The organism is Caballeronia sp. 11_S32 (assembly GCF_056930355.1).
Genome location: NZ_JBXOWH010000005.1, coordinates 501,757 through 520,180, shown reverse-complemented (window position 1 = coordinate 520,180; position 18,424 = coordinate 501,757). Strand labels below are relative to the sequence as shown.

The window sequence follows — 18,424 nt, the reverse complement described above, 5'->3', positions numbered from 1 at the left end:
GTGGATGTCTCCGTCTGTCATTCACTGAAACTGGCGCGCACGCTGCCGAGCCCTTCGATATGCGCCGTGTAAGTGCCGGCCGCTTTCACCGCGACCATCGGGCCGAGCGCGCCCGTCAACACGATGTCGCCCGCGCGCAGCGGCGTGCCGAGTTGAACCATGCGGTCCGCGAGCCATGCGGCCGCGTTGAGCGGATTGCCGAGGCACGCCGCGCCATTGCCGCGCGACAGGACTTCGCCGTCCCGCGTTAGCGTCATCGCGCAGGCGGTCAGGTCGATGTCGCGCAGCAGGACCGGGCGGCTGCCGAGCACGAACAGCGCGCTCGATGCGTTGTCCGCGACGGTGTCGAAAAAGCGGATGTCCCAGTCGCGGATGCGGCTGTCGACGACCTCGATCGCAGCCACCGCGTACGCGGTCGCGCCGATCAGATCCGCGAAGGTGTGTTTTTCGGCGGTCAGGTCGCGTTCGAGCACGAGCGCGATCTCCGCTTCGACCTTCGGCTGGATCAGCGACGCAAGCGGCATCGGCTGGCTGTCGCCGTACGCCATCGATTCGAACAGCGCGCCGAAGTCCGGCTGATCGACGCCGAGCTGCTTCTGCACCGCGGGCGAAGTCAGGCCGATCTTTCTGCCGACGACGCGCTCGCCGTTCGCCGCGCGCATGTCGTTGTTGATCTGCTGGATCGCGTAGGCGAGCGCCGCGTCGCCTTCGGGGCACGTCTCGCGCAGCGGCGCGATTGTCCGACGCGAGGACTGCGCTTCACGCAGGCGCGCGGCCATCGACTGAATGTTCTTGTCATCCGACATGGTTCTATCTCCTGGAAAGGGTCCGTTCGCGCGCGTGCATCGCGCCGAAGCCCGCGATCCATTCGGGAATCGCGCGGTAGTAATCGATCGATGCCGCGTAAGGGCCGCTCGCCGCGAGCGCGCCGAACGCCGCGACCCACGCGCGGATCTCGTGCGCGGACTTGCCCGCATCGCGCGTGATCGCTTCGTTCGTGAGGCCATCGGCGGCGGCGAGTTCGCCACGTTCGAGCAGTTCGAGAAACGCGCGGTCCCACGCCGGGTTGAGCGGATGCAGGCGGCTGTCGCCCGCCGCGAACGCTTTCGCCGCCGCGACGGTGCGCGACTCGCGCGCATCGCGCGATTGCTGCGACGGGTTACGCCCCGCGATCAGCCGTTCCGCGACGACTTCGTCCGCGCCGGCGATTTCCGGCACCGGCGGCTCATGCGAAATGCCGCCCGAGCCGATCAGCAGCACGCGCTGGTTCATGCGCGCGACGGCACGGCCGATCGCATCGCCGAGCAGCCGGGCGCGGCGGCACGATGCCATTGGCGGCGCCACCGAGTTGATGAAGACGGGCACCACCGGATAGCGGCCGATGCCGCCCGTGAGCACCTCGAGCGCCTGCGCGCAGCCGTGATCGACCTGCATGCGATACGACACGGCGACATCGATATCGCTCGCGAGCGCGGCATCGGCGAGCGCGAGCGCCACATCGCGCACGACGGGCAACGGACCCGCCGCGCTGTTGAAATCGCCGATGGCCGTCGCGCTCACGCCAATGCAGAACTGCGGCATCACGTCGTAGAAGAAACCGTTGTAGTGATCCGGCGCGAAGACGATCACCAGCTCCGGATCGAACGCGTCGACGCGCTCGCGCGCCGCGCGCTGCACCCGCTCAACTTCCGCGACGACGTCCGGCGCGGGATCGAAATAACCGTGCAAGGGCGTGTGCGACATGCATTCGAGATGGATCGGCATGTCAGGCTCCCACCAGGTCGGCGGCGGGCGCGAACGTCGCGTCGTTCGCCGTCGCGTCCGGTGCCGTGTCAAGCGCCAGCTTCTGCGCGAGTTGCGAAATGGAATCCGATACGCATTGCGGCGAGCACATGCCGGCCACGAAGCGGTCGGGCCGCAACAGCACGACCGATTCCGGCACGCGCGCGAACCAGTCGCGCAGGCGCGAGTCGACATCGCCGATGGCGATCACGTCTTCGGGGACGTCATCGTGGAACGCGAGCTGCGGATCGGGCTTCGCGATCACGAAGCATCCGCCGAGCGCGCGCCAGATGCGGCGCGCCTCGGGCGTCAGGCCAAAGGTTGGATCGGCGCCCCAGCCGACGATCGCGAAGCGGTTGCCGATCGCGTCGTCGAGCCGGACGATGCCGCCGTCCGCGAGACGCACGCGCGGCTGGATGAACATGCGGCCCACGGGCGTGCCCGCCTGCGCATCGCGGCCATGCACCACGCGCCCGATCAGCGATTCGCGCTTCTCGCTCATGAGGCCGATGAGCCGCCCGAACGCGGCGTGCCCGCGCTTCGCGATCATGCGTGCGAGCAGGCCGTCGCGCCGCTCGCGGCGCGTGAGCAGCACGACACCTTCTTCATAGCGCGGCATCGGCTTGAAGCGCATCTCGACGAAATAGCGCTTCATGGAAGGCAGCACGCTGAAGCTGCGCACGAACGCGTCACGCACTTTCGATCCGACGAAGCTCGTCGGCGCGAAGATATCGCCCGCGACTTCGGAGAGGTGGATCATCGAGCGCGCGTGGGCGCGCCGCTCCATCGTGTAGGTATCGAGCAAGGCGTCACGCGCCGTGCCTTTCACGACCATCGCGAGCTTCCAGCCGAGATTGCTCGCGTCGCGAATGCCGCTGTTATAGCCCTGCCCCTGCCACACCGGCATGATGTGCGCCGCGTCCCCCGCGAGCAGGATGCGCTTCACGCGGAACGTGCTCGCGAGCCGCGCATTGTGCGTATAGACCCGCTGACGAATGTAGTCGACCTTGTCCGGATCGGCGACGACCCCGCGCACCAGCGCCGCCATGTTCTCAGGCTTCGAGAGTTCTTCCTCCGTCTCGCCGGGCATCACCATGAATTCGAAGCGCCGGATGCCGTGCGGCAGCGCCGCCGACACATAGGGACGCCGCGCGTCGCAATGCAGATAGACATGCGGCGAGCCGATCGGATCGTTACGCACGTCGATCACGATCCATTGATTCGGCTTCGTGCGGCCTTCGAACGGCACGTCGAGCGTGCGCCGCACGAAGCTGTTGCCGCCGTCCGCGCCGACCATGTACGCGGCGCGGATCGTCGCCTTCGCGCCGTGCGCGTCCGTCGCTTCGATGGTCACGCCGCGCTCGTCCTGCGCGAAGCTGTCGACGCTGTGTCCGAGCAGCGTCCGCACATGCGCAAAACGCGCGAGCCCGCGATACAGAATCTGATCGGCGAGCGGCTGGATGAAGGCATTGCGGCGCGGCCAGCCGAACTCGTCGGTGCGCGGCTCGATCGACGCGAAGCACTTGCCTTTCAGCGTGAAGCGCATCCAGTGATTCGGCGTGGTGTGCGGGAGCAGCTCGTCTGCAAGGCCAACCGACTGGAAGACGCGCAACGCTTCGTCGTCGAGGCCGATGGCGCGCGGATAGTCGACGATCTGCGTGAGCTTCTCGATCACGACGACGCGCACGCCCTGCAGGCCGAGGATGTTCGCGATCATCAGCCCGACCGGGCCCGCGCCGATGATGGCGACATCGGCATCGATCGAACGATGTGTCGTTTCGTGAGGATGAGCGCGGCCGTTGCCGGCCGCCGGTTCAAAGGCGGGGCGCATGCTTGTCTCCTGAATGGGTTTGTCCGATGTGCTGAACGAACGGCGCCTGCCTCTTGCATGGCTCTCGCTCGTTCAAATTGTGAGTGCAGTCTATGGGCGGCAGAAAACGCCCTCAACAAAATCTCCGAAATGTGCATAGAATGCACATTATTGAATTCAAAGGGATTTCTGGCGTGACAACGTACACGAACGTGCGTGGACTGGCGCGCGGCCTTCAGGTGTTGCGGGCGCTGAATGCGATGGAAGGCGGACGGGCGACGAGTCAGCAGATCGCCGATCTGACCGGCCTGCATCGCACCACGGTGCGCCGTCTGCTTGAAACGCTGATGGAGGAAGGGTTCGTGCGCCGCAGCACGTCAGACGACAGCTTCCGCCTGACGCTCGCCGTGCGCTCGTTGAGCGAGGGCTTCACCGATACCGAGCGCATCGCGACCGTCGCGCCCCCGATCATGGGGCAGCTCTTGCAGCGCGTCGCATGGCCATCCGATCTGACCACGCCCGACGGCGACGCGATGATCATCCGCGAGACGACGCATCGCTTCAGCCAGTTGTCGTTTCATCGCGCGATGGTCGGGCGGCGCTTGCCGATCCTGCTGACGGCGGCGGGCCGCGCCTACTTCGCGATGTGCCCGGACGAGGAGCGCGAGGACATTCTGGAACTGCTGCGCTCCGGCGCGGGCGGCGAAGAGCAGCAGGCGTTCGCGAAGAACGATGCGCTCGTGCGCAAGCTGATCCGGCGCGTGCGCGAGGATGGGTTCGGATCGAATCACGGAGACTGGACCGCGCAGGCGAAGATCGGTGCGGTGGCGGTCGCGATCGGCGCGCACGAGCGTGTGCTCGCGAGCCTGAATGTCGTCTTTCTGTCGCGCGCGGTGAGCCTCGCGGATGCCACGCGCCGCTATGTGCCGGAGTTGCAGAAGGCGGCGGCGGAAATCGCCGCGGCATTGAGCCGGGAAGAAACAATGCCTGCACGCACATCTGTGTGAAGCTTACGCAGCGAGACTCCCGACAAACTGCCTGATGTTGTCCACGACAGGCCGTTGATCTCCCGCGAAGGCCCAGTGATCCGCCCCGTCGAGCGCGACGAATCGGGCATGCGCGATATGGCTTGCGAGATGCCGGCCCGCGTCGATGCGAACGGCGCGGTCGCCGCGACGGTGCAGCACGAGCGTCGAGATGGAAACCCGGCCCAGAAGATGCCGCACATCCATATCGCGCAACGCCTCGAGCACGCCCTTGATGGCTCCGGGGCTCGACGCGGCCCGGAGCAAGCCCGCCCACCAGACTCTGACGTGCGGATCGCCGGACAGGCTCGGTGCGAATGTTTCGATGCCGGCGGGGCCGCCCCAGCCTGCGATGAGCTGCTGCAGCCAGGCGTCGTACTGGCAGGCGTCGAGCGCGTACGGATAGTCAGGCGTTGCACTTCCCTTCGCCAGGGAGCCGAACAGAACAAGACCGGCGACTCGATCGCGATGATCGGCGGCAAATTTGATGCATGCCGGTCCGCCCTCCGACGCACCGAACAACACGACCCGGCGGCTGCCGGCGGCGTCGAGCACGGTGCCGATATCCTGTGCCGTCGCATCGACACCAGGATTGAATCCGACCCGGTCGGAAAGCCCGACACCGCGACGATCCAGCAGAATGAGACGGCCCATCCCGGCGAGCGAGGACAGGAACGCCCTGCACCGTGGCTCCTCCCACACCCGTTCAACGTGAGAGACGAAACCGGGCAGCACCAGAACATCGATCCGCCCGGCGCCGTAGGTCTGGAATGCGAGATGCACACCGCCGCCGCTGACGTAACGCGTCGGCGGCGGGTCTTCCATGGGCAACGTTGCGCCGGCATTCAGCAGGGCCCGCGTCTCCGGTTCGGGCGTCACATGCAGCTCGTCGCGAAGGCGCTGCGTCAGGGCCTCGAGGTGCCGCTGGGCAGCGGCGCGGTCCCCGGCAAGCAGAAGATTGCGGATGAGGTGACGGCCGTACACTTCGCTAAGCGGATCGAACTCGACGAGACGGCCGGCGTGCGCGGCCGCTGCCGCGTAGTCGCCGGCCGCATTCTTGTCGTGCACCACGCGCTCGAGCGCCTGGATCGCGCGGCCCCGCAAGGCCTCCCGGCGAAAAAAGGCCCACTCGTCGAACCCCGGGCAGTCGCCGGGCGAAAAGCCCTCGAGAAAGTCGCCGGAATACGCGCGGCACGCCCGCTCGAACTCGCCGCGGTCGCAGGCTTCCTCGAATAACCGCGAATCCATGTGCAGGCCGATCTCCGCCGACCATCGAACTGTCGAGCGGTCGGTGGTCAGAACGTCGTCGCCGAGGGAGAGCTGGACGCGATGCAACAGACGCCGCAGCCGCGCCCGCACGACTTCTTCCGAGCCTTCCGGCCACAGCATCGTGGCGATGGCATCGCGCCCGACCGAGGTCTTCGCTTCGGCCAGGTAGACCACCAGGGCCAAACCTTTGCGCAAAGCCAGTTGGCACAGCCGGCCGTCCCGACGGATCTCCGGAAATCCAAGCGTTCGCACGCTGAACAAAGCCATGACGGGGCGACCTTCTATGACGGCGTCCGAGGGACGCTCAGGGGACGAGGCAATCCTAGCATTGCTTGCAGACGATGACCGCCTGGCTCATCGCTACAGACCGAACTGGAGGATTGCCATGAAGAAACTGGGCGAGCATGCGATCGTGATCGGCGCGAGCATAGGCGGGCTCCTGGCCGCCCGCGTCCTGTCGGAGTTCTATACCCTCGTCACCGTGCTCGAACGCGATGCGTTTCCGGCAGCGGACACCTCGCGCAAAGGCGTGCCACAGGGTCGTCATACCCATGGTCTCCTCGCGCGAGGCAGCACGGTATTCGAAACATTCTTCCCGGGATACAACGCCGAGGTCGTCGCGCAGAGCGGCGGCCTGACCGGCGATGTAGCCAACGATGTGATCTGGATCGGTCACAACGTCAGGCTCGCCAGCGGCGCAAGCGACCTGACCGGCCTGCTTGCGAGCCGTCCGGTGCTCGAAGGCCATCTGCGCCGGCGGCTTTTGGGGTTGCCCAACGTGCATGCCGTGGAACATTGCGCCGTGCGGGGGCTGGCCACCTGCCCTGCCCGAAAGAGCGTGACGGGCGTGCGCGCATGTGTCGGGGGCCAGCCGGAAGAGACCATCGACGCGGACCTCGTCGTGGATGCGACTGGCCGTGGCTCATGCAGTGCCGCGTGGCTTGAAGCACTCAGCTACGCCCCGCCCGCCGATGAGAAAGTCGAGATCGGCATTAGCTACATGACCCGTACGTATCGGCGCCAGCCTGCCGATCTCGGCGGCAAGCACGGTATCGTCGTCGCCGGTAGTGCGCCGAACTGGCGCAACGGCGTCATGCTCGCGCAGGAAAACGACAGCTGGATCGTCAGTGCCGGGGGTTATTTTGGCGACGACGCACCGAACGACGACCAGGGCTTTCTCGCGTATCTGGCGACGCTGCCGACCATGGAGATTCATGACGTGGTCGCGAGAGCGGAGCCGCTATCCGATTACAGACGCTACCGCTACGTCTCCAGTCTGCGCCGGCGGTACGAGAGGCTCGCGCGTTTCCCCGAAAATTATCTGGTTTTCGGTGACGCCATCTGCAGCTTCAATCCTGTCTACGGGCAGGGCATGACGGTCGCGGCAGAGGAAGCGTTGACGCTGCATCGGTGCCTGCGCGCAGGCTCGATCGATCTCGCGCACCAGTTCTTCGCAGCGGCCGCGAAGATCGTCGATATTCCGTGGGAAATCGCCGTTGGAAACGACCTCCGCAATCCACGGGTCAACGGTGAACGTCCGCCGATGCGGCGTTTCATCAACTGGTACATCGGCAAACTTCATCTTGCCGCGACACGCGACTGCACGCTGGCGACCGCGTTTCTGAAGGTCGTCAACCTGATGATGCCGCCGTCATCGCTGCTCAGCCCTGCGATCGTCAGGCGCGTCTGGCAGGGGAACCGGCGGCCTGCACGATTCGTTCCCTCGCCTGCAATCGAGGAGGCGAGGCGAAATAGCGCATCGTCATGACCGGCATGTCGGCGTTGACCCGCTCACAGCAACCGTTTTTGCACCTGAAGGGTCACGCCGGCTTGACCGAATGTATCCGCTCCTCACGCCGATACAGGCGCTTACAAATCCCGCGCTTCACGACACAGTCCAGATACATCGGCCCGATTCAATACGTGCTGAGCCTCCTGATCGACCGCACGTCAGGCATGCATCTGCATGATCGTGCGGCACTCGAGAGACCCGGCCTCGCCCTGCTCCGAACATCCTGATTTTTTCACGCAATAGTGCATATACACATACATCGCTGGAAGTAACCGATATGACGATGAAACCCGTACACGACAGACCTATTCTGGTAACAGGCGCCGCGGGCGCGGTGGGCGGCATCGGCCGCAACCTCACGAAAATGCTGCTCGCGAAGGGGCATACAGTGCGTGCGCTGGTGCGCCACGAGGATGAGCGCGCGGGCGATCTGCGCCGTCTCGGCGCGGAAGTCGTGCAGGGTGACTTGACCGATCTTGCATCGATGCATCGCGCGGTCGAAGGTGTATCGCGCATCTACTTCGGCATGTCCGTGTCCGCGCAGTATCTGGAAGCGACGGTCAACATGGCGGCGATTGCACGTCATCATGGCGTCGAAGCCTTCGTGAACATGTCGCAGATGACGGTCGCGCAGATGAGCATCACCGAGACCACCGACAGCCCGCAGCACAAGCTGCACTGGCTCGCCGAACAGACCCTGGCGTGGTCGGGGCTGCCGGTCGTCACGGTGCGGCCCACGGTCTTCCTGGAAGGCTTCTTCCGGCTTCTGGCCGCCGAAGGCGTGCGCGCGCGGGATGAACTGGCGGTGCCGCTCGGCAGCGGAAGAACATCGCCTGTTTCGGCGGTGGATGTGGCGCGCGCCGTGGCGGCGATACTCGACGATCCGGCTCCGCACATCGGCAAGGTCTATCACCTGACCGGACCGGAATCGGCCGACCTCGAGCATTTTGCAAGCGTGTTTTCCGAGGTGCTCGGGCGCACGATCCGCTATCGCGACGTGCGGCTCTCTGCGTGGGCGGACACGCTTCGACGGATGAGCGTGCCCGAACATCTCGTCCGGCACCTCGCGGCGATGGGCGAGCTTCACGCGCGGGGAAAGTACGACCGCATGACGGACGACCTCTTCATGCTCACCGGCAAGACGCCCATGACCATGCGCGAGTTCGTGACGCACCACGCCGCTGAATTCACGCGCGCGTGACGCCGCGCATCGCATGCGCCTTCATTTCAATCAGGAGCCCCCATGTCAAACGATATTCCGCAATCGCCATCGCGGCGCCGGTTCGTCGGCGCGGCGGCGGCGAGCGTCGCTGCTGCCTCGCTGAGCCAACTTGCCCTCGCCGAAACGAATCAATCGATCGTGTCGATCACGAAACCACCGGGCGCAGGCAAGGACGCCATTCGTCCGCTGCGCGTGCACGTTCCGGAGGCACAGCTCGTCGATTTGCGTCGGCGCGTGAGGGCCACACGATGGCCCGAGCGCGAAACCGTCACCGACGATTCGCAAGGCGTGCCGCTCGCGATGATGCAGGAACTCGCGCGCCACTGGTCCACGGATTACGACTGGCGCAGGTGCGAAGCGAGACTCAACGCATACCCGAATTTCGTGACCGAGATCGACGGGCTGGATATCCACTTCATCCATGTTCGCTCGAAGCACGAGAACGCGATGCCGCTCATCGTCACGCATGGATGGCCCGGTTCGGTGATCGAGCAGTTCAAGATCATCGATCCGCTGACGAATCCCACCGCGCATGGGGCCAGTGCGTCGGACGCGTTTCACCTGGTCATTCCGTCGCTGCCGGGCTACGGGTTGTCGGGCAAGCCGGGCGAAACCGGCTGGGGCCCGGAGCGCACCGCGCGTGCCTGGGTGACGCTCATGAAGCGGCTGGGCTACGACAGGTTCGCCGCCCAGGGCGGCGACCTGGGCGGCGTGGTCGCGAACGTGATGGGCAAGCAGGCGCCGCCGGAGCTGCTGGGCATCCACGTCAACTTCCCCGCCACGGTTCCCGCCGGAATTGCCAAAGCGCTGCAGGCGGGCGAACCTGCGCCGGCGGGACTCTCCGACGACGAGAAGCACGCGTATGACCAGCTCGGCAGTGCCGCAAAGAAGCGGCGCGCATATGCCTTGGAGATGGGAACGCGCCCGCAGACGCTGTACGGCATCGCCGATTCGCCGATAGGGCTCGCGAGCTGGCTGCTCGATCACGGCGACGGTTACGTGCAGCCGGCGGCCGCGCTGACTTCGGCGGTGTTCGGGCGCGCGGTCAATGGCGAATCGTCGGGCGCCATGACGCGCGACGACGTGCTCGACGACATCACGCTCTACTGGCTGACGAACACGGGCGTGTCATCCGCGCGCTTCTACTGGGAGTCGCATTTCAACTTCCTCGCCGCCGCCGATGTCTCCGTCCCCGCTGCCGTGAGCGTGTTTCCGCGCGAGAACTATCAGGCGCCGCGAAGCTGGACGGAGCGCGCGTATCACAACCTCATCTGGTACAACCGGCTCGACAGAGGCGGACATTTTGCGGCCTGGGAGCAACCCGACCTGTTCGCCGAGGAAGTGCGCGCGGGTTTGAGGCCGTTGCGCCAATAGTCTGCGCGCCGCCGGGCCCGGGTTCGCGGAAAGACCTGGGCTGCGCGTCGCCCATCTGACGAGCCGCAGTCCGAACCCGAGCCCGCTCTGCGCGCGTTCCCGGGCGCCTCAGTCGAGCGACGGCTCGCAACGGTTCTCCGCCGCGCGCGTCATGCCCGAACGTCCCAACGCCGTCACGCGCTGCAACGTCGCCAGACCGAGCACGGCGAGTCCCGCGCCGAGCATGAAGTCGGTTTCCACTCCCGCGCGGTCGACGATCGCGCCGCCCACGGCAGACCCCGTCGCGATCGCCACCTGAATGATGCTCACGAACATGGCCGAGCCGGCTTCCGGATAGTCCGCCGTGCCGCGCTGAATCCAGACGCTGAAGCACAGCGGCAGCGCGCCGAAAGCGACGCCCCAGATCAGCATCGCGGCGGTCTCGCCGATGTGCGAATGCCCGAACAGCAGCATCGACATGATCGCGCCGAGCAGCAGCAGAATCATGACGGCGACGGATTTGACGAGATGCTTCGCGACGATCATCGACATCAGGGCGTTCGAGAAGAAGCCGATGACGCCAAAGCCGAGCAACAGCAACGTGATCGCGTTCAGCGAGAAATCCTGTTCCAGCAACGGCGCGATGTACGTGTAGGTCGAGAAGTGCGCGCCGAAAGCGAACGCGACCATCAACATGCTCAGTCGCGCATGCGGCCTCGCAAGCAGCGCCCTGAAGTCCTGGATGCGCAGACCGGACGCGGACGGCAGCCGCGGCACGAGCAGCGCCTGCGCGATCAGCGCGACGGCCACGAGGCCCGCAGTCGCTGCAAAGGAAAGCCGCCACGACGCAAACGATGCGATGAAGATCCCGAGCGGCACGCCGATGACCGTCGCAAACGTCACGCCCGTCAGGATGATCGCCGTCGACTTCGCTGCGTCCTTGCCTTGCACGAGCCGCGGCGCCGCAGCCGTCGCGAGCGTCCAGAAGCCGCCAAGCGCCGCGCCGAGCATGGCGCGTCCTATGAGCATCGTCGGGAAGCTGGGGGCCATCGCGCACACGACGTTGGAAACGAACAGGACAGCGGTGAGCAGCAGGAATACATACCGACGGTCCATGCGGCCCGCGCCGATGATCAGCGTCGGTGCGAAGATGGCGGCCATGACGCCGGGCGTCGTCACCATCAGACCCGCGATGCCGGGACTCACGCCCAGGTCGCGAGCGATCTGCGGCAGCAGGCCGACCGGCAGAAATTCCGCCGTCACGAATGCGAACGCACTGACTGCGACCGCGAGCACGGCGAGCCACTGGCGTATCGTTGTTGGAAGGCGGTCCGATGCTCCGGAGATCGTGAGGGTATCAATGTGCATATCGATGGAAACGGGAAAATGTGGGCGAAGCGATCGCCTCGCCTTTGGCAGTCACAAAGCGGGCGCGGCGCATTCGACCTTGGACGGTCAGCGCACGAATGAAACACTTTATGGGGATGAGCGACGACGAAAAAGGCCAGCGCGTCGAATTGACAATCCGGGTCAGGCGAACAATCGCGCGCCAGCGGACGCGCAACGCAGGGTGAAAATCAAAGAGAGCAGCATCTTATATCAAAGTGCGCAAATCGCTCACACGCCGAATCATAAGCCGATGGCCGGTTGCCGAAGACCGGACTCTAGTAATCCTTAAGAGCCATTGAGTTGGCCACATTGGCGATGCGCTGTGTGGAACGCCCGATGAAAAACTCCGTCATGCGGCCCGGGATCAGCCGCATCAACTGCACGAGTAGCCACGCTCCGAGCGTCTTTTTCTCGTTCGACCGCATCAAACTCGCTGCCCTCTTCCCGAGCGCCTGATTCGCTTCCACGAATGGCCGCATTCCACTTTCATATTCGGCAAACGCCTTCCGATGATTACCGGATGCCGCAGCCAGTTCTCCGGCCAGCACGTAGGCACCGATCAAAGCAAGGCTCGTACCCTGACCGGACATAGGCGATGCGCAGAAAGCGGCATCGCCCAGCAACACGATTCGCCCCTGCGACCAACTCTCCATGCAAATCTGGGCTGCGGTATCGAAATACCAGTCCGAAGCCTGCTCCATCCGGTCCAGCAGGCGCGGGAACTCCCACCCAATGTCCGCATACACGGTGCGCAGTGCCTGCTGCTGCTGTGTCTTGTCCTGCAGGTTTATCCGGGCAGAAGAGGCAGCAAAGGCAAAGCACGCCTTGAGATCCGAATCCTTTCGAGCGTGCCAGACCGCCGCCATGCGGCCCAGTTCCGTGTACTGGATTTCCACCCGGTCCAGATCCAGATAATTCGAAACCGAGTAGACGCACAGGTATAAACCCAGGTCGCGCAGGAAGCGCGACTCGTCACCGAATGCAAGTTGCCGCAGATTCGAGTGGATGCCGTCGGCGCCGATAACCAACTCGAATTCGCGCGCACCATTCTTCGCAAACTGGACCTGCACCGAATCGCCGGACTGGCAGACCGACTGAATCTCGTCTCCAAATATGAACTCTGCGTCCGCAACCCGATCCATCAATATTCGACATAAACTGCCGCGCACGATTTCCACGTCCTCGCCGACGCGATGGCCGTGCTGGTCGCCACTTATCCGCTTGATGACATCTCCATTGCGATCGACCAACAGAGCCTCCTGCATGTCGGTAGCGCCAGCCATCACGGCTTCATAAATTTGCATGCGTTTCAGAATCTCAAGCGCCGTTCCCCGCACATCGATCTTGTAGCCACCGGTCGGCAATGACGGCGCCCGCTCCACCAGCGTCGGAAGATATCCATGACGGCGCAGCCAATATGCAACAGTAAGTCCGGCAATGCCCGCTCCCGATATAAGTACCCGCATGGGCGCTCCCCTTCGCTCATTTGAAGCCATATCTGCGCGATCCGCGTACACCCGCGCCGGGTTCGGTGGATTGATGGATAAACTTTAGTAGCCGGCCGGGTACACACCAAGGCAGGGGTTCATCGACGCAACGGGAGTTATCGCCAACAGGACGACGCTGCGGCGCACCCGACTGGACAAATTTACCTTCTGCACTTTCGCCGGATGCCTTACTTTCCCTCGGCCGGCTAAAGCATTGAACACGCGGTGACGTAAACAAGCTGTGGTCCTCGCCACAAGCGAAGCAGAGTTCGCTGCATGTTCATCAAAAGTCCGCGTCGTCAACGTAATGAGCCAGTCCCTCAATCCCGAATCGTCCAGCGCCATTGCTAGTGGCGACGATTCACGACAGGGAGCCAAGCCCGCTCAGAATCAGGAATTTCTTTCCTTCTTTTTGTCGACCCGCTCGGAGGGTGCGACGCTCTCCCCGTCGAACCTCGTGCAGATCGGTCTCGCGGCCTGGGGCGCCTGTGCGCTGACCTGCCTGGCACTGTCGTTCGCGTCCAGGGGCGTCGCCTTCTGCTCCGGCGTCGCGGTCGGCGCAGTCGTGTTCGCGGCCTGCTTCCGTCGCGCGCGCCGGTTTGCCTCGCGCGCGAACGCCGCCACTGCTCTCGCCAGCGCACTTCTGGAGGCCAATCGCGAATGCCTGAAGTTGCTTGACGCCGAAGGCCGCATGGTGCGCATCTCCGAATATGGCGCACAGCTCATGCAGGCAAGCGGTCCGGAGCAGCTCGCCGGTTCGAACTGGCTCGGTTTCTGGTCCAATGAAGACGCGACTGCCGCGCACAATGCGTTCTACGCAGCCAAAAACGGGGCCCGCACTGCCTTCAAGGGTAGCTGTCCGACCACTGCGGGCATCCCCAAGGTCTGGTATTCGCGTCTCATCCCGATCGAAGACGGCAACGGTCGCGTGGATGGCATCATTTGCGCGTCGTTGGACGTGACGCAGGAAGAGGAACTGGCCACCGCTCTGCGTGCCAAGGAAACGCTGATGTCCGAAATGGAGGCGCACGTCGGCCTGTGCTTCTACTCCTATAGCGCCGATTTCACGGGTCTTCATCACATCAGTGCGGGCTGTGCATCCGTGTTCGGCATGGACGCCCAGTCGTTTCGTGAGTCGCCCCAGGCATGGATGGCTCTCGTGCTGCCAGACGATCTGCCGCACCTCAAGTCGGCCATGCATCGAATCGCTGAGTCCAAGGTCAGCCAGAAGGCGCGCTACCGCATCCGCCGGCCAAACGGCGACGTACGGTGGATTCAAAGCACCGGGTCGGCCGTATTGGACGATGCTGGAAACGTGGCACGCATCGTCGGCATCAGTGAGGACATCACCGCGGAGCAAGACCGCCTCGTGGAACTGGATCGCCTGGCCTTCACCGACTCGCTGACCGGGCTCGCGAATCGCGCCGCGCTCATGCGCAGGATCGACGATCGTTGCCGCAGAAAGGCTCCCTTCGCCCTGATGTTCATCGATCTCGACCGGTTCAAGGTGCTCAACGACACGCTCGGTCATACGGCGGCCGACCGCCTCCTCAAGAAGCTGAGCAAGATCATCGGCGCGGCGCTGCCGCCAGACGCCTTCCTTGCGCGTCTCGGCGGCGACGAGTTCGCCGTGTTGATCGACGGTGCAAAGAACCAGGACGAGCTCGCCGGCGTCGCACGAGGCACACTTCGCGCTCTCGTGCACACGGATCAGGCGCGCCGCGCCGGCACCATCACGGCGTCCATCGGCATTTCCGTATTTCCCGGGAACGGGGCGAATCGCGAGACGCTCCTCACGAGCGCGGACATCGCCATGTACGCGGCCAAGAAAGCCGGACGTAACGGCTACCGTTTTGCCGACAAGGACTCGAGCGAACGCATCGTCGACTTCGAACTGGAGCGCGACCTGCCCGCGGCACTCGCGAAGAAGCAATTCCAGCTTCACTATCAGGCGATTTACGAGCCCCGGACGCTCACGGTGCGCAAGGTCGAAGCCCTCATCCGCTGGCGGCATCCGAAGCGCGGACTGATCTCGCCCGGCGTGTTCATCCCCATTCTCGAGGAGAGCGGATTCATCACCGAAGTCGGCGCCTGGGTGATGGACGACGCGCTTCGCCAACTCGCGCATTGGCGCCAGGCGGGCGCCCGCTCCCTCGGAATATCGGTGAATGTGTCCGCGCGCCAGTTGCGCGACACCGCCATCGTCGAGGTAGTGGACAGTGCATTGCGCCGGCACGCGCTTCCTCCTTCGTCTTTGGAACTGGAATTGACGGAGAGCGCGTTGATGGACGATCCCAACCTCGCGCAGAGCACGCTCCGTGCGTTGAAGAAACTCGGCGTGCGCATCGCCATCGATGACTTCGGCACGGGCTATTCCAGTCTGCGCTATCTGGCTGATTTCTCGCCGGACAGTGTCAAAATCGACCGCTCCTTCATCACGCGCCTCGAGCATGATCAGGCGACGCGCAGCATCGTGTGCGGCATCATTCAGCTCTCGCACACGCTGGGGTTGAGCGTGACGGCGGAAGGTCTCGAAGAAGCGGCGCAACTCGAACTGCTGAGGCATGCGCAATGTGACTTCGTGCAGGGCTATCTATTGAGCCGGCCGGTCGCGCCGGAGGACGTGCTCGGGCTCTCGATAGCGGCCGCCCATGAACATTCCCGCATCGGAGCGATCGTCGACTGACGCCGGCGAGAAGGCTGGATCAATGGCCCGAGTGGCCGCGGAGCACATTTCCGCGAACTTGCTCCTGATGACCCGCCTGCTTCACAGCGCGATCGGCGGCGGCGTTGCCCGCCTTCCGCGCCGCGTCGACGCTCGTTTGCCCAGCGACGACGCCTTAAATCGCCTGTACGACCATGGTCCCGAAAGACTGGAACTCGGGGAACTGCAGCGTCACGCCGCTGGAATCCCATGCTATTGCTTATTGATCGCGTCGTGTCTGCGGATACCGCGCCTCACCCTCGCTCGACCTGCTCATCGCCACGTGTTGGCGACATGACTTCATCGACGCAACAGGCGAGGATCATCCGGTCATGATCGGTAACGAGTGGGGTCTGCTGTGCCGGTGATCGATAGACTTCGTCACCGTACCGGATATACCTCCCAGTCAGAAGACAAAGCGAATTGCTCCGCGCGCGTCCCAGCCGCCATGTCTGCTCCGAGCAGCGGCCCATTCTGGCATCGCTCCAGCACACGCTCACGGTTCCCGATGACAGTCGCTCGACAAGCGAAATGCGCATCGGCCTCGACACCGCGCCGACTTCCGACACGGCCTCGTCATTCAGGCGCTTCTTCAAACGGAATCTCTGCGGCTTCCGACGCACGACGCCGGTCGAGACCGCCGATGTCTGCGTAGCGGGTGTCAGCACGTCGAGCAACGCACGTCGCCCGATGTCTTCTTTTGCCAGGTCGGTCATCATCATTCCACTGCCGCGAAGCGTTTGGTCGGATAGACGCACGAGCGCGGCGGCATCGCGAACGTCCACGACGCCGCCCGCATCGCTTCGGGCGCTCGGCCCTTCCAGCACGACATGAATCAGCGACGTCGTTCGCCCGATCAGGGCAGGCTCAACACGACGATCGTGTTGTCGCCCTTGACCCCGAACGTCAGGTTGTTATCGCCGGCGGCAGCGGCAATGTATTGCTTGCCCTTGACCTCGTAGGTGATCACGCCGCCGTCGATCGCGCCGCCCAGGCCGGTCTTCAGCAGCTCGTTCCCGGTGCCTGCGTCGACCACATAGAAATTGCCGTCCGCGGTGCCTGTCATCACGATGCCGCCGGCTGTCGCCGTGATTCCGCCGAGCGGCACGCCCGGAAGCTTCTTGCGCCATGCGACGCCGCCCGTAACCGGGTCGATCGCACTGAATACGCCGAACGCCTGATCGATCGAATCGCGCGTGCCGTAGTAGTTCGCCCAGCCCAGATACTCCTGGCCTGCCTTGTAGGCGGGCGTCGCGCCCTTGATCGCCTGCGCGCACCAGTCGACGGCCGTCATGTACATCAGCTTGGTATCGGGGCTGTATGAAGGCCCGTTCCACTCGACGGCTGCAATCGGGCAGACGCGAATGCCTGCACCCTTCGGAACCGGGCCCGTCGTGCCTTCATAGCGCGTCACGAGCGGCGAAGCCGAAACCTGCTTGCCGTTGGTGCGGTCGACGACGTGAATCACGCCGTCCTTGCCGGCCACAGCCGCCAGCTTCTGGTTATCCGCCGAATCGAAGGCCGCGACGACATCGGTATCCCAGTCGCGATCGTCGGGTGCAACCAGCTGGTACCACCATTTGAGGCGGCCGGTCTTCGCGTCGAGCGCCACGAGAGAATTCGTGAACAGATTCGTACCCGGACGCGAGTCGTTGTCGAAGTCAGGACCGGGGTTGCCAACGGGGAGCAGCAGCAGACCGGCGTCCGGGTCGAGACTGAACGCGGTCCAGAGCGAGCCGCCGCCATGCTCGATGCTGGCCTTCTTCTTCCACGTTTCGGAACCTGTCTGGCCGGGAGAAGGAATGGTGTAGAAGCTCCAGATCTGATGTCCGTCGGACGTGGAGAACGCCATCATCTCGCCGCGAATGCCGCGGTCCGCACCCGCCTTGCCCATGAAAATCATGTTGTTCCAGACGAGCGGCGCGGCTGTCGCGAACTCGCCCTTGAAGGGGTTCATCACAGCCTTGTCCCACAGAAGGGCGCCCGTCTTCGCATCCAGCGCGATCAGGTGGCCGTCCGGGGTGCCGCGTATCACGCGACCCTGCGCGATCGCCAGACCTTTGCTGTTCGGCGCGACCGTTCTGGTCGACGTGTAGTCGTATTCCCACACCTTCTGGCAGTTGGATGCGTCGATGGCGAATGTCTTCAAGGCAGTCGTTGCATAGAGCACGCCGTCGTAGACAATCGGGCCAGTCTGGAACGAGCCGTTCGTCCCGACCTTGAACGAACAGACCTGCTTGATCGTGCTCGCATTGCCGGCATCGATACCTTTCAGCTTCGAATAGCGGTAACCCATGTAGCCTTTGTTATCCATCAGCCAATGCGCCGGATCGACGTCCGCGCGGTTCAGCTCCTCCTGACTCGGGCCATTGGTGGACGGCGGCGTGATCTGATCCGCCAGGACGCGGGGCGCAGGAACCAGCGTCGCGAGCATGATGGCGGCGGCAGAAAGTATCGAGCGAGGGTCAGCGGGACGCCAGCCAGGAATGCACGTCCTTGCCCGAGAGACTTGACGGTAAATCCGCTTGTTCGTATTCATCTCGATCTCCAGTTGCAGATTGGCGAATTCAATGACGGTGCGGCCTCGCCTG

13 protein-coding genes and 1 pseudogene are annotated in these 18,424 nt (G+C 64.3%); 5 read left to right on the top strand and 9 right to left on the bottom strand.

Annotation, left to right across the window (positions count from 1 at the left end):
* Nucleotides 1–17: 17 nt before the first annotated feature.
* Genes mhpD through AC1Z32_RS36975 form a run of 3 tightly spaced genes read right to left on the bottom strand, consistent with a single transcriptional unit; the run spans nucleotide 18 to nucleotide 3,613 of the window.
* Nucleotides 18–806, bottom strand: a complete 789-nt coding sequence (gene mhpD, locus AC1Z32_RS36985) for a 2-keto-4-pentenoate hydratase (protein ID WP_483483817.1) — start codon at nucleotides 804–806, stop codon at nucleotides 18–20.
* 4 nt (nucleotides 807–810) lie between these two features.
* A complete protein-coding gene (locus AC1Z32_RS36980; RefSeq protein ID WP_483483816.1) occupies nucleotides 811–1,764 on the bottom strand; it encodes a 3-carboxyethylcatechol 2,3-dioxygenase in 954 nt (317 codons plus the stop codon).
* Between the two features lies 1 nt (nucleotide 1,765).
* The gene (locus tag AC1Z32_RS36975) at nucleotides 1,766–3,613 is read right to left on the bottom strand and encodes a bifunctional 3-(3-hydroxy-phenyl)propionate/3-hydroxycinnamic acid hydroxylase (RefSeq protein ID WP_483483815.1); all 1,848 of its coding nucleotides are present in this window, start codon (nucleotides 3,611–3,613) and stop codon (nucleotides 1,766–1,768) included.
* Between the two features lie 173 nt (nucleotides 3,614–3,786).
* On the opposite strand from AC1Z32_RS36975, the gene AC1Z32_RS36970 reads away from it, so the two are divergent.
* Nucleotides 3,787–4,599: a DNA-binding transcriptional regulator gene (locus AC1Z32_RS36970; RefSeq protein ID WP_483483814.1), complete on the top strand. Its 813-nt coding sequence runs from the start codon at nucleotides 3,787–3,789 to the stop codon at nucleotides 4,597–4,599.
* A gap of 3 nt (nucleotides 4,600–4,602) precedes the next feature.
* Here AC1Z32_RS36970 and AC1Z32_RS36965 read toward each other — a convergent pair whose 3' ends face one another.
* Nucleotides 4,603–6,153, bottom strand: a complete 1,551-nt coding sequence (locus AC1Z32_RS36965) for a bifunctional AfsR/SARP family transcriptional regulator/alpha/beta hydrolase (RefSeq protein WP_483483813.1) — start codon at nucleotides 6,151–6,153, stop codon at nucleotides 4,603–4,605.
* 118 nt (nucleotides 6,154–6,271) lie between these two features.
* Between AC1Z32_RS36965 and AC1Z32_RS36960 the strand changes: the two genes are divergently transcribed.
* From AC1Z32_RS36960 to AC1Z32_RS36950, 3 genes are all read left to right on the top strand, one after another.
* Nucleotides 6,272–7,654, top strand: a complete 1,383-nt coding sequence (locus AC1Z32_RS36960; protein WP_483483812.1) for an FAD-dependent oxidoreductase — start codon at nucleotides 6,272–6,274, stop codon at nucleotides 7,652–7,654.
* Between the two features lie 307 nt (nucleotides 7,655–7,961).
* The gene (locus AC1Z32_RS36955) at nucleotides 7,962–8,879 is read left to right on the top strand and encodes an SDR family NAD(P)-dependent oxidoreductase (RefSeq protein WP_483483811.1); all 918 of its coding nucleotides are present in this window, start codon (nucleotides 7,962–7,964) and stop codon (nucleotides 8,877–8,879) included.
* 42 nt (nucleotides 8,880–8,921) lie between these two features.
* Nucleotides 8,922–10,274 carry an epoxide hydrolase family protein gene (locus AC1Z32_RS36950; protein ID WP_483483810.1) on the top strand — a complete coding sequence of 451 codons (1,353 nt, stop codon included), beginning with the start codon at nucleotides 8,922–8,924 and terminating at the stop codon, nucleotides 10,272–10,274.
* A gap of 108 nt (nucleotides 10,275–10,382) precedes the next feature.
* Here AC1Z32_RS36950 and AC1Z32_RS36945 read toward each other — a convergent pair whose 3' ends face one another.
* On the bottom strand, nucleotides 10,383–11,621 hold the full coding sequence (locus AC1Z32_RS36945) for an MFS transporter (RefSeq protein ID WP_483483809.1): 1,239 nt from the start codon (nucleotides 11,619–11,621) through the stop codon (nucleotides 10,383–10,385).
* Nucleotides 11,622–11,917: 296 nt separating this feature from the next.
* Nucleotides 11,918–13,108, bottom strand: a complete 1,191-nt coding sequence (locus tag AC1Z32_RS36940; RefSeq protein ID WP_483483808.1) for an FAD-dependent monooxygenase — start codon at nucleotides 13,106–13,108, stop codon at nucleotides 11,918–11,920.
* A gap of 328 nt (nucleotides 13,109–13,436) precedes the next feature.
* Here AC1Z32_RS36940 and AC1Z32_RS36935 point away from each other — a divergent pair, with 328 nt between their 5' ends.
* Nucleotides 13,437–15,815 (top strand): sensor domain-containing protein, encoded by a 2,379-nt coding sequence (locus AC1Z32_RS36935; protein WP_483483807.1) that lies wholly within the window; start codon nucleotides 13,437–13,439, stop codon nucleotides 15,813–15,815.
* Between the two features lie 19 nt (nucleotides 15,816–15,834).
* Here the strand turns inward: AC1Z32_RS36935 and AC1Z32_RS36930 are convergent.
* The 3 genes and pseudogenes from AC1Z32_RS36930 to AC1Z32_RS36920 form a co-directional block, all read right to left on the bottom strand.
* Nucleotides 15,835–16,014, bottom strand: a pseudogene (locus tag AC1Z32_RS36930) (hypothetical protein); the annotation flags it as partial.
* 73 nt (nucleotides 16,015–16,087) lie between these two features.
* Complete coding sequence (locus tag AC1Z32_RS36925; RefSeq protein WP_483483806.1) at nucleotides 16,088–16,660, bottom strand: DUF3331 domain-containing protein; 573 nt, start codon at nucleotides 16,658–16,660, stop codon at nucleotides 16,088–16,090.
* Nucleotides 16,661–16,689: 29 nt separating this feature from the next.
* Nucleotides 16,690–18,267: an outer membrane protein assembly factor BamB family protein gene (locus AC1Z32_RS36920; RefSeq protein ID WP_483483805.1), complete on the bottom strand. Its 1,578-nt coding sequence runs from the start codon at nucleotides 18,265–18,267 to the stop codon at nucleotides 16,690–16,692.
* Nucleotides 18,268–18,424 lie beyond the last annotated feature (157 nt).